At 39.4% G+C, this 12,032-nt stretch carries 14 protein-coding genes and 1 pseudogene; 11 read left to right on the forward strand and 4 right to left on the reverse strand.

Annotated features, from left to right (window positions below; all coding sequences use genetic code 11):
• Positions 1–2: 2 nt before the first annotated feature.
• The 3 genes from FTV32_RS09540 (at position 3) to FTV32_RS09550 (ending at position 2,004) form a co-directional block, all read left to right on the forward strand.
• Entirely contained in the window at positions 3–776 is a 774-nt protein-coding gene (locus FTV32_RS09540; RefSeq protein ID WP_035265321.1) for a hydroxypyruvate isomerase family protein, read from the forward strand.
• 99 nt (positions 777–875) lie between these two features.
• On the forward strand, positions 876–1,283 hold the full coding sequence (gene rsfS, locus FTV32_RS09545; protein ID WP_035265319.1) for a ribosome silencing factor: 408 nt from the start codon (positions 876–878) through the stop codon (positions 1,281–1,283).
• 103 nt (positions 1,284–1,386) lie between these two features.
• A complete protein-coding gene (locus tag FTV32_RS09550) occupies positions 1,387–2,004 on the forward strand; it encodes an N-acetyltransferase (protein WP_051586515.1) in 618 nt (205 codons plus the stop codon).
• Positions 2,005–2,045: 41 nt separating this feature from the next.
• Here FTV32_RS09550 and FTV32_RS09555 read toward each other — a convergent pair whose 3' ends face one another.
• Genes FTV32_RS09555 through FTV32_RS09565 form a run of 3 tightly spaced genes read right to left on the reverse strand, consistent with a single transcriptional unit; the run spans position 2,046 to position 4,957 of the window.
• Entirely contained in the window at positions 2,046–3,491 is a 1,446-nt protein-coding gene (locus FTV32_RS09555; RefSeq protein ID WP_035265318.1) for an NAD(P)(+) transhydrogenase (Re/Si-specific) subunit beta, read from the reverse strand.
• Between the two features lie 3 nt (positions 3,492–3,494).
• Complete coding sequence (locus FTV32_RS09560; RefSeq protein ID WP_035265316.1) at positions 3,495–3,818, reverse strand: proton-translocating transhydrogenase family protein; 324 nt, start codon at positions 3,816–3,818, stop codon at positions 3,495–3,497.
• Between the two features lie 11 nt (positions 3,819–3,829).
• Positions 3,830–4,957 (reverse strand): Re/Si-specific NAD(P)(+) transhydrogenase subunit alpha, encoded by a 1,128-nt coding sequence (locus FTV32_RS09565; protein WP_035265315.1) that lies wholly within the window; start codon positions 4,955–4,957, stop codon positions 3,830–3,832.
• Positions 4,958–5,754: 797 nt separating this feature from the next.
• Between FTV32_RS09565 and FTV32_RS09570 the strand changes: the two genes are divergently transcribed.
• Complete coding sequence (locus tag FTV32_RS09570) at positions 5,755–6,678, forward strand: DMT family transporter (protein ID WP_035265313.1); 924 nt, start codon at positions 5,755–5,757, stop codon at positions 6,676–6,678.
• A gap of 53 nt (positions 6,679–6,731) precedes the next feature.
• Here FTV32_RS09570 and soxR read toward each other — a convergent pair whose 3' ends face one another.
• A complete protein-coding gene (gene soxR / locus FTV32_RS09575) occupies positions 6,732–7,232 on the reverse strand; it encodes a redox-sensitive transcriptional activator SoxR (protein ID WP_035265311.1) in 501 nt (166 codons plus the stop codon).
• A gap of 66 nt (positions 7,233–7,298) precedes the next feature.
• Between soxR and FTV32_RS09580 the strand changes: the two genes are divergently transcribed.
• The 7 genes and pseudogenes from FTV32_RS09580 to FTV32_RS17680 all read left to right on the forward strand — a co-directional run.
• Positions 7,299–7,751, forward strand: coding sequence for a RidA family protein (locus FTV32_RS09580; protein WP_035265310.1), 453 nt, complete (start codon positions 7,299–7,301; stop codon positions 7,749–7,751).
• A complete protein-coding gene (locus tag FTV32_RS09585) occupies positions 7,744–8,946 on the forward strand; it encodes an MFS transporter (protein WP_035265309.1) in 1,203 nt (400 codons plus the stop codon). The genes FTV32_RS09580 and FTV32_RS09585 overlap by 8 nt, the downstream gene beginning before the upstream one ends.
• Positions 8,947–9,098: 152 nt before the next feature.
• Positions 9,099–10,268: a zinc-binding dehydrogenase gene (locus FTV32_RS09590; RefSeq protein ID WP_035265308.1), complete on the forward strand. Its 1,170-nt coding sequence runs from the start codon at positions 9,099–9,101 to the stop codon at positions 10,266–10,268.
• A gap of 153 nt (positions 10,269–10,421) precedes the next feature.
• On the forward strand, positions 10,422–10,901 hold the full coding sequence (locus tag FTV32_RS09595; protein WP_228133226.1) for a GFA family protein: 480 nt from the start codon (positions 10,422–10,424) through the stop codon (positions 10,899–10,901).
• Positions 10,902–11,050: 149 nt separating this feature from the next.
• A complete protein-coding gene (locus FTV32_RS09600) occupies positions 11,051–11,446 on the forward strand; it encodes a transposase family protein (protein WP_180028512.1) in 396 nt (131 codons plus the stop codon).
• The gene (locus FTV32_RS09605; RefSeq protein WP_035265306.1) at positions 11,394–11,864 is read left to right on the forward strand and encodes an IS5/IS1182 family transposase; all 471 of its coding nucleotides are present in this window, start codon (positions 11,394–11,396) and stop codon (positions 11,862–11,864) included. Before FTV32_RS09600 ends, FTV32_RS09605 begins: the two co-directional genes overlap by 53 nt.
• A 101-nt stretch (positions 11,865–11,965) precedes the next feature.
• Positions 11,966–12,032, forward strand: a pseudogene (locus FTV32_RS17680) (helix-turn-helix domain-containing protein); the annotation flags it as partial.

Consider the following 12,032-nt stretch of genomic DNA (forward strand, 5'->3'; position numbering starts at 1 on the left):
ATATGAAGCTCGCTGTCAATTTATCGATGATCTTTACAGAAGTTCCACTCATTGAACGCTTTGCGCTGGCTGCTGAATATGGGTTCCAACATGTAGAAATTCAATTTCCATATGAGCTGAGTATTAATCAAATTCAGCATGAACTCAATGAACATCAACTTAGCTTGTGTCTCATCAACGTTCCTGCCGGAGATTTAATGCAAGGCAGATGCGGATTAGCAAGTAGCCCAAGTAAAACTGATGAATTCAAACAAGCTGTTGACTTAGCGATTGAATATGCATGCTCACTCAATATACCTCGAGTGAATATTTTGGCTGGCAAGCAACCAGATAATGTTGAATATCAGGTCTGCTATGAAACCTTAGTCTCAAATCTTAAATTTGTCAGCGAGATCTTCACAGCGCATGGGATTCAACCCGTTTTTGAGATGATTAATGGCTTTGATATGCCCAACTTCATGATTCAAACAATGCATCAAGCCAAAGAGTTACTGAAAGACGTCAATCATCCAGCTCTAAAAATGCAATTCGATTGCTATCACATGGCTAGAATGCAAGAAGACCTGATTCTGTCACTCAAAGAAAATATGCAACACATTGGGCATATCCAATTTGCAGATGTACCAGGTAGACATGAACCACTCACAGGGATAATTGACTATCCCGCTATTTTTGAATGCATTGCAAATAGCATGTATGAAGGATTTGTCGCAGCCGAATATCGCCCCCAATCTCATTCAACAGATTCTTTCGAATGGAAAAATAAACTTTTTTAATATCATCATATTGTGGTATAAAATTTGTTCAAAGTTTGAATTTTCAAGCAGAAAGCGCTATAGTGAAAGATGAGTTATAGTCAGGAAAATACACTTCTCATGAATTTAGAACCATCGCCCGGCGCTTCTAATTCTCACGAACTCTCTTTGAATTCTCCAAAACAAGACGTTCAAGCTTGCTTAAAAGTTGTTCAAGAAGCATTGCTTGACGTTAAAGCAAAAGAAATCACAACGATTGATGTTAGCGAAGTGAGCAATGTTGCAGATGCAATTGTCATTGCTTCAGGTACTTCTACACGTCACGTGAAAGCGCTTGCAAACAACGTCGCTGATGAAGCACGTAAAGCAGGTTTTCGCCCTATCGGTATTGAAGGCGAAAGCGATGCAGAATGGATCCTTGTTGATCTTGGCACTGTTGTAGTACATCTGATGTTACCTACAGCACGTAAGTTTTATGATCTAGAAAACTTATGGCGTAATGCTTCAACTACAGATTCTGTAGCATAAACATATTAAAGCGACCTTCTTGGTCGCTTTTTTATACTGTGCATTTTAAATTTATAACAATAAAGCCAACAAAAAAGAACTCATTAATTTGGTTTACCTTGATATGACCATGATAAAAGCCACAAGAACAGATCACGATGCATTAGTAGAAACATTAATGCAATCCTTTTGGAACGAAGAGTTTTGCAACTGGGCGATCCAAGCTGAAAAACTGAGTTTCCAACAAAAACATGCAAAACTTGAGCAATTCTTTAGTATTCAATTGAAAGATATCGCTCAACCATATGATGAAGTCTATACCAATCCCGATCGCTCAGTTGCTGCACTTTGGATTCCGCCAAATCAGTGGGATTTAAACCTCATTCAGCAGGTTAAACTACTCCCTCAATTAACGAAGATTATCGGTTTAAGACAACTGGTGAAATTTATTCACATCATTAATCTGGTGCAGAAACATCATCCCAGTGAGGCGCATTATTATCTACAACTCATAGGAGTAAGTCCTGACCAACAAGGACAAGGCTTAGCCAGCAAAGTCTTAGCACCTATTCTCACAAAGAGCGATCAACACGGTATCCCATGTTATTTAGAAACTGCAACACCAAGCAATGTTGGACTCTATCGTCATTATGGATTTGAAGTGATCTTTCACCTTCGCGATCTGCCCTACGATGCACCTGAAATTTGGGGAATGTGGCGAAAACCTACACATGAAAAATAAAAAAACCACCCGAAGGTGGTTTTTTAAAAACAAGCTATGAATTAGTGACCTGTACCGTTGATGGCTTTCGTCATATCTTCAACAACTTTCTTCGCATCACCAAAGATCATCATTGTTTTGTCGTTATAGAACAAGTCATTATCAAGACCCGCATAACCTGTCGCCATAGAGCGCTTGATCACCATAATGGTACGAGCTTTATGTGCTTCAAGAATAGGCATACCATAAATTGGTGAGTTTGGATCATCTTTCGCTGCAGGGTTAACGACGTCATTCGCACCGATGACCAATACCACATCTGTTGCTGGGAAGTCTGAATTAATCTCATCCATCTCTAAGATGTCTTCGTACGGAACATCTGCTTCAGCTAAAAGAACGTTCATGTGACCAGGCATACGACCAGCCACTGGGTGAATCGCAAAACGTACTGTTACACCTTGCTCTTTCAATAAGTTTGCAAGCTCTTTCACCGCATTTTGAGCACGACCTTGCGCCATACCATAACCCGGTACAATAACAACACTGTCTGCATTTGACATTAAGAAGCCAGCATCGTCAGCAGAACCAGAACGGTAGTTGCGTTGAACTGCTGCACCAGCTGCTGCTGTCGGTGCTGCAGCACCACCCATTGCACCACCAAACAATACGTTGATGATTGAACGGTTCATTGCTTTACACATGATATAAGACAGAATTGCACCTGACGAACCTACAAGCGAACCTGCAACAATTAACATGTTGTTTTCAAGCGTAAAACCAATCCCTGCTGCCGCCCATCCAGAGAATGAGTTAAGCAAAGACACCACTACTGGCATATCACCACCACCAACAGGCGCAATCCATACCCAACCAAAGGCTAAAGCAAGTGCTGTCATTGCCCAGAACGAGGTCATGTCACCCGTCAAGAAGAAGTGAATCCCTGCTGCTAGCATCGCAATAAAAATCAAAGCTTGAACAGGTTTAACCCATGCACCTGAAATCGTTTTTGCCCATTTCTTTGCCGCCAATTTACCATAAGCAAATACCGATGCAGTGAATGTAATGGCACCAACGAAACATCCTACGAATAATTCGAATAAATGTACGCGACTCATTTCATGGAAGTTCACACCATTTGCAGCCAGTAAGTCTGACCCAAGCTCGACGAGCTTATTGTTGTGAATAATTGCAGCGATCGCAATCAACACTGCAGCAAGACCCACGAGTGAGTGCATGAGAGCAACTGTTTCTGGCATTTGTGTCATAGGCACTGTACGAGCTCGAGCAATACCAACAATCGCACCCAATACCATTGCACCGACAATCATCCATACCACAGGATTATCAGCAACAAAGAAAGTTGTTAACACGGCGATTGCCATTGCAATCATACCGTAACGGTTACCTGCAATTGCTGTCTTAGGACCAGACAAGCCACGCAAAGTTAAGATAAAAAGAACGGCACCGATTAGGTAAAACCAATCCGCATACTCACGAATAAATTCCATGTATTAACCCTCTTTTTTCTTTTGCTTTGGCTTAAACATTTCAAGCATACGAGCGGTTACAGCGAAGCCACCGAAAATATTAATGCTTGCTAAGAAAACAGCGATCGCACCTAATACACTCACCACATTGATGGTTTGAAAATCAACAGCCCCCTCAACACCCATAACAGGTAGACCAACAGTTTGGATCATCGCACCGACAATAATAATTGAAGACAATGCATTCGTTACGGCCATCAGCGGCGTGTGAAGCGCAGGTGTCACTCCCCAAACAACGTAATAACCTACGAAGATTGCGAGGACAAAAATTGTAATAGTTTCAACCATGATCAGTCTCCTTAACCACGCTTCAACAGCACTTGACCACCATGAGTGACAAGCAATGCTTTTTGGATTTCATCTTCTTGATTAATGCTGTAGTTTTTATCTTGATCAAAAAGCGTTTCAACAAAGTTATAAACGTTACGTGCATATAGCGCTGAAGCTTCTGTAGAAACGGTCGCTGGAATATTTGGAATACCCAAAATTTTCACGCCATTATCAGTCACAACAGTTTCACCGCATTTTGAGCCTTCAACGTTACCGCCAGTTTCAACTGCCATATCGAGGATGACTGAACCTGGTTTCATTTTGGCAACTGTTTCAGCTTTAATTAAGCGCGGTGCATCACGACCTGGTAAAAGCGCCGTCGTGATCACGATGTCAGCATTCGATACCGCTTTGTCTACAATTGCAGCTTGGTCTTTAATATATTGTTCACCAGGCATCCAACCATAACCATTTTTTGCAGCTTCATCGGCACGCGCTTGCTCTTCTGCTGACATTGGTACGTCTAACCATTTACCGCCTAAAGATTCAACTTGATCTTTGGCTGTTGGACGTAAGTCTGTCGCTTCAACAATAGCACCTAAACGTTTGGCTGTTGCAATCGCTTGTAAGCCTGCTACACCAACACCCATAATGACTACACGAGCTGGTTTAACCGTACCCGCCGCTGTCATTAACATTGGGAACATACGTTGGTACTCTGCCGCCGCAAGAAGCACAGATTTATAACCTGCCAAGTTTGCTTGTGATGACAACACGTCCATATTTTGGGCACGAGATAACGTACGTGGTAATAACTCAAGTGCAAATGCAGACACTTGCTGAGCAGCGAATTGATCAAGTTCCGTATTACGGTACGGATCAAACATCGCAACCACTGTGGTGTTTGGGGCTAATTTTTGTATTTCTTCGCCTTTAGGTGCGCGAACTTTTAAAACCAATTGACTGCCGGTATAAGCATCATCAACAATTTTTGCACCAACCTGTTCATAGGCACTATCAATATAAGCAGCTTTAACACCTGCATTACGTTGGATAACGACACTGTGACCAGCACCAATTAACTTCTTTACTGTTTCTGGTGTCGCAGCTACACGACTTTCACCAACTACAGTTTCGGTAGGGATTCCGATCTGCATGAGCATTCCTCAAGCTAATTTTTCTTAAAGTAGATATCGCATTCCTGCGATATACCCCTGGATGTATTCATGTGAATTTTTTGGATTCTAATTGAACTTTTTTAAATTACCACCCAATATTTATTTAATAAATACCCTCATTTTGAACTCATGATTCACAATCATCACAAAAATTCATGGTATTTGATCTATCATTTTCATAAAAAATAGTTCCAGATTCGTTTAATTTTCGATCCATTTTTTAACAAAAAAGAAACTTTTTTCTAATTTATCGTCAGTATAGGGAGCTTGACTTTATTAAGCTTTGATCATTCTGACATTTTTTAGCTTTCTTTTTATCCCTTTTGATTGTGTTAAAGCGCCGTGCATGTCACATTTTTAGTTGCTTCTTTCATTCTCATAAATCTCAATTTGCCGAATTGACAAAAAATCAGACTAATCGATTCAAATTCTCACGTCATTCTTAAAAATTATAAATAAGACAAAATTTAGATAAATCTAGGTTTACACATTGGGCTTAGATTTTGGCTTAAAGATGAAATACAAGATGACAGATTCTTGAAAAGAATGCTTACAAACCGTGCAAAAAAAATTTGAAATATTTTTTTGATGTATTTTTTGGGTTGATAGACCACTGTTTTTTTCATATTACGCACCACAATGATGCATTTTAACAAAAAATCAAAACTCCTTATTTCGCTAGGTAGGTGATTAAGCGAAAATTAGAGATTGAATTTTAGAGCTTAAAATGAAGATTGGCTTATACTTTCATTATTTAAAATTGATTTTTAACATTTATGGTACTTAAGCTGACTCCCACTCAGTTAGGGAGTTTATGTGCGCTGTTGGCAGCATTCTTGTTTAGTAGTAAAGCGATCTTAATCAAACAAGCTTATGCAGTTTCTGAAGATGTTGATGCAACATTGCTGGTTGCCTTAAGGATGCTCAGTGCCTTACCCGTTTTTCTTTTTATTTGTTGGTTGAACCGAAACCGTAATCGTGGATTTTCAGCGCAGGATTGGGCCCTACTCCTCGTTGCTGGTTTGATTGGATATTATTTTTCAAGTTGGCTCGATTTTATGAGTCTGATGTACATCAGTGCCTCTTTGGAGCGTATTATCCTATTTCTATATCCCACCATGACAGTAATTGCATCAAGTGTAATTTTCAAACATCCTCTTTCACTGAAGACTATTTTTGCAATTGGACTAAGTTATGGCGGCACGCTTATGGTGATGCTCCAAGAACAAAGCAATGTGCCTCATGAAAGTAATTTTTGGCTAGGTGTGAGTTTAGTTTTCGCAAGCGCGATTTGCTTTGCGAGCTATCTATTGATGACTCCAAAATTAATTCAAAAATTTGGATCGTGGAATTTTACGGGCTTAGCGATGTCTATCGCCTGCTTAGGGACGATTCTTCACTATTTTATTGCTCAGCCAAGCCCTGTATCCAATATCCTTCAACAACCCATGGAAGTAATCGGATATGGTGTTGCATTAGGCATTGGGGTAACAGTGATCCCAACTATTCTCATTGCACAAAGTATTGCTCGTTTAGGTGCTTCTCAAACAGCCATGATTGGTTCACTCGGACCAATTCTGACCATTATATTGGCGACTATCTTTTTAGGGGAATCAATGAATATGATTCAATGGTTTGGTTGTGCGCTGAATATATTGGGTGTGATGATGATTACGCTTTCCAAAACTAAACTGAAATAAAGACAACATTAACCTCACAGTTCAAATTTCAAAATAATGCTTCACGATGAAACTTAGTCTTCATAGTGAATTTCTATTTTCCCTTGATCATCGTCAAATTTAATGTCGAGTGGAACAAAGTGGGAACCCGACGATGTAGACCCCATTTGATCATTTTCATTTCTTAGTGGGCATTCAGTTAAAGATAAGCACCCACAACCAATGCACCAATCCAGTTGTTGACGAAGTTGAAGCATATTTAAAATTTTTTGATCTAAAATTTTCTGCCACGCACTTGATAATGCGGTCCAATCTGATTTAGTCGCGGTTTTATTCTTAGGGAGTATGTTAAATGCTTGCTTCACTTCAGAGAGTGAAATCCCAACCTGCTGTGCCACTTTGATGATGGCAATCCTTCTCAGCATATATCGTGGATATCGCCGTTGATTTCCTTCCGTCCGCACACTCCAAATAAGTGCTTTGTCTTCATAAAATCTGAGTGCTGCGACCGATACACCACTTCGAGCAGCTAACGCGCCTATACTGAGCCACTGTTGTAATTTTTGTTCTTCCATGCTCTTGACCTCAAGTTAAGTTGAGCTTTCATAATTCTTTTCTAAGCTTAATGCAGAGAAGATAGAATGACAAAACCAAATAAGCCAACGTTTAGTTTAACCACTAAAAATCCGCCTCAGCTTTATTCTCCAAGGCAACTTGGATATAGCCACATCTGTGAGGTCAAACACTTCAACACAGTCGTTCATATATCAGGTCAAGGTGGTGAAAATGCCGAAGGACATTATTCCACTGATTATTCAGAACAACTCAACCAAGTCTTCGAAAATCTCAAAATTGCTCTCAGCTATGCACATATCGACTTTTATAATATTGCTGTTCTAAGCGTTTTGATTGTCAATTTTGACCAACAAAAACATCACCTGTTAAATCTGAAAATGAATACAATATGGAAAGATCAAAATTTCCCAGCATGCACACTAATCCCTGTGTCTCGCTTGGCATTAGACGCCATGCAAATTGAAATCGAAGCCACAGCTTACTGCTCCTCATCCACTGAGCCATTTATTCATGTATAACGATCTTGACGATTTAAATAAAAAAGACATCACGAATGACACTGCTTTACTTTGGTTGATGGCCATTGCTTGTGGTATTTGTGCAGGCGCTAATTATTATTCGCAGCCCTTAATTCACTCTGTTCAACTTTACTTTAATGCCCCTGCAACAGATGTGGCATTAACTGTTACTTTGGCTCAAGTCTCTTATGCTGTCGGACTACTTTTTATCGTACCACTTGGTGATATTCTCAATAAAACGAAATTAATCCCATTTTTAATGTTCTTTGCAGCAGTGGGATTATTTATTTGTGCTTTTTCACTCAACCTTTATATGTTATGGGCTGGCACAATTATCACTGGGCTTTTCTCAGTTGCAGCACAAATTTTGATTCCGTTTGCCACGATGGCAGTTCGACCAGAACGAACAGGCGAAGTTGTCGGGTTACTGATGAGCGGATTATTGGTGGGTATTTTGATTTCGACCAGTTTAGCTGGCTTGTTATCCAACTTATTTAATTGGCAGCTCATTTATATTGTCAGTGGAATTTTGATGTTAATGGTCGCTGTGGTACTTAATATTCGTCTGCCTTATATTCCTAGCTCTAAAATTAGTTATTTTGCTGTGTTTAAATCCATGGGGCTGCTACTTAAAGAAGAGCCTCGTTTAATCTATCGCTCTATCATTGGTGCCTTTGCATTTGCAACGATGAGCATCCTCTTCTCCACCATTTCTATTTTACTTAAATCCTCTTTTTCTCTTGAAGATGTTATGGTGGGTTTAGTCACTCTGGTTGGCGTATTTGGCGCCTTGTCCACCAAGAAAATTGGTAAGATCGCCGATCGTGGTTACGTCAAACAAATCACTTGGTTTGGCATTTTAATCCTAGGTAGCGCATGGATATTCCTTTATTTAGGTGCATTCTATTTAAGTTGCTATATCATCGGCTTTGGACTGATGAATCTCGGTCTAGCATTGGTGCATAGTAGCAACCAGAATGTGATTTTTAATTTAAGACCGGATGCTAAATCTCGAGTAAATTCACTTTATATGACCAGCTATTTTATTGGTGGCGCAAGTGGTTCCGCGCTAGGAATTTATGCTTGGGATCATGGTGGATGGGCAATGGCGTGTATCGTAGGATTAATCCTGGTCAGTTGTACTGCACTATTCACGCTAGTGGATCAACGTTATCATCGAACCCAACTCAGCTAACTCATAAAATATGCATGTTAAGCCTCTATAAATGGAGGCTTTTTCAATAATTTAGCCTCTGCAGTCATCATTCAGTCCTCTAAAGCTGTGTATCTCTTGTGCGTAATCACACACACTGTTCACTATCATTATAAGAATATTCGTGGACAAGAATGAAAGCAGTTGTATGTCATCAAAATGAATTAACACTTGAAGATGTCAGCCATCTAACACCATCACAAGGACAAACTTTGTTAGAGGTTGTGCGATGTGGTATTTGTGGCAGTGACTTACATATGCAGCATAGTTGTGACCACATGCATGAACTTACGGCTAAAGTGGGTCTAAAAGGTGTTGCAAAGTCAACAGACCGTTTTGTCATGGGGCATGAATTTTGCGGTCGTGTTCTAGATTATGGTCCTAAAACCAGAAAAAAATTTAAAACAAATACCTTAGTTTGTGCAATGCCACTATTGAAAGTTGATCAGTGGGGTTATCAAGCAACGGGGCTTTCCCCTCAAGCTTCTGGTGGTTATGCCGAACAAATCTTAGTGCAATCTCAACTCATGTTTGCGGTGCCAAATGGATTACATCCCGATCTTGCGGCAATGACCGAGCCAATGGCAGTTGCTTTACATGCAGTACGTCGGAGCAGAATAAAGAAATCAGAACCCGCAATTGTTATTGGTTGTGGTCCAGTAGGCTTAGGTGTCATTTTAATGCTCAAAGCGATTGGTGTGAAAAAAATTATTGCCAGTGACTTTTCACCAAATCGCCGTAGGCTAGCTCAACTTTGTGGCGCAGATGTCGTCATTGATCCTAAACAATCATCGCCTTTTGAGAGTTGGAAAGAATACGGTTTATTGGGTGATGCTTCTGAAGCGATTAACTATGGAATCGGTATTTTTGAAAAGATTCAGTCTATGCATATTCCATGGTGGCATGCGTGGCGTGTGGCTGACAAATTAGGTGCTTTACCCAAACGTCCTGTGATTTTTGAATGTGTCGGGATGCCAGGCATCCTTCAACAGATTATTAACGGTGCGCCATTATTTTCTAAAATTATCGGTGTGGGTGTATGTATGCAATCCGACAGCATCGAACCCGCTTTGGCTTTAAACAAAGAAATCGAAATCCAGTTTGTGATTGGTTATACGCCACTTGAGTTCAGAGATGCGCTCCATATGATCGCTGAAGGTCAAATTGATTGTTCTCCTCTGATAACGGGCGTTGTAGGTCTTGCAGGAGTCAAAGATGCTTTTCAGGCCTTAGGTGATCCTGAACAACACGCTAAAATTTTGGTCGACCCCAAAAAGACCGGATCTGATATCAGTGCACTTTAGATAATCTTTAGGTTCTATACGACATAAGTGCTCAGCGATTTTTTTACTATGGGGCTCAAACTTGATCAGAGTCCTTATTTATCCTGCGTGATACTCAATCGAACTTTAAAATTTTAATTTCATCTATGAATAGATCTTAAACAAGGAAGTTTTATGTCAAATTTAAATCACATGCCTTTCAATGTTGAAGCAAGTTGTTCTTGTGGCGCAAATACTTTTCGCTTTTCTCATGCACCCATCGCACATTTTATTTGTCACTGCCAAGTTTGCCAAGAATATACAGGTAAGGCATTTTCAGATGTTTTAGTATTCTTGAAACAAGATGTTTATGATTTAAATATTAAACAGACTACTTTTAAACGTTTGAAGTCACCACCCAATATCCGTCGTGGGATATGCAAACAATGTCAGTCCCCTTCTATTGAATTTGGAATATTAGATCAGTTGGTATTTATTCCTAAATGGAACTTAAAAGACTTCTCGCAAGTTCCCCCTGAAAATATGCATATTTTTTACCATCGTCGTGTGCAAGATGTAGCTGATGATTTGCCAAAATATAATGGTTTTATCCAGAGTCAAACTCAAGCAGCTAAGTTTATTCTTGAAGGATTAGCTAATAGAATTCTAAAATAAAATCATCAATAAAATATGACTTCACTTGAACACTTTTTAAACCAATGATTGAAAAATTTAAATTATATCTCTTTCATAAATCAAAAAAGATCAATCTTTTGCTGATTATTTGTACCGAATAATTTTAAATATTCATACATAATTTGCGAATGAAATACATCGACTCAAAGAAGCTTTCTGAAACACAGTTTAAGCGATATACAGGCATCTCATGGTCAACCTTTGATTTAATGGCGGAACAGCTAAAAATGCTTGTACCTGCTAAAGGTAAACCATCTAAGTTAAGTGTAGAAGATCAAATCCTGCTGTGCTTAAGTTATTGGCGTGAATATCGAACATTGTTTCATGTCGCAACCAGTTATGGTGTGTCAGAGCCTACTGCTTCAAGAATCGTCCGCCACGTAGAGGATTGCCTGATCAAGTCCAATCTATTTAATTTACCCAAGAGTTTGCCTGAAGGCGAAGGTATCGACTGGAATGTGGTGATCGTAGATGCCACAGAAACCCCAATACAAAGACCTAAAAAAACAGAAGAAAAGCTATAGTGGTAAGAAGAAAGCTCATACTTTCAAAGTACAAGCCATTATCCATTATAGAACACAGCAAGTTCTGAGTTTATGCACGAGTTGTGGTGCTGTACATGATTTCGAGCTTTTCAAACGCAACTTGAATCAGATTCCTAAAGGTGCTTTTATTCTTGCAGAGAAAGGTTATCAAGGGATTTATACGGTGTATCCAAATAGTCTATTGCCATTAAAAGCAAAAAAGCGCTGTAAACTAGATCCTGAGCTAAAAGTTTACAATCAAGAAATCAATAAAAGAAGAATTGGGATTGAGCATGTATTTGGGACTTTGAAGACCTTCAAAATCCTTGCTGAGCGATATCGCAACCGTGGCAAAAGATTGGGATTAAGATTCAGTTTAATCGCAGGGGTTTATAATTTAGAACTGAGTAAAAAATGATTTATGAAAGAACCCTAATATTTATACCAAGCAAAAAAATATAAGTTGACAAAAATAACTAATCATGCGAAAAAGTTTTTTTAGTTAACAGATGTTCACACATGCCTCGAATTGTTTCTGTACCACTTAGTTTAGAACAGCGAGAACGACTCATTTTTCTGGCCAAGC

The sequence above is a fragment of the Acinetobacter sp. YH16032 genome, from assembly GCF_013417345.1.
GTDB lineage: Bacteria > Pseudomonadota > Gammaproteobacteria > Pseudomonadales > Moraxellaceae > Acinetobacter.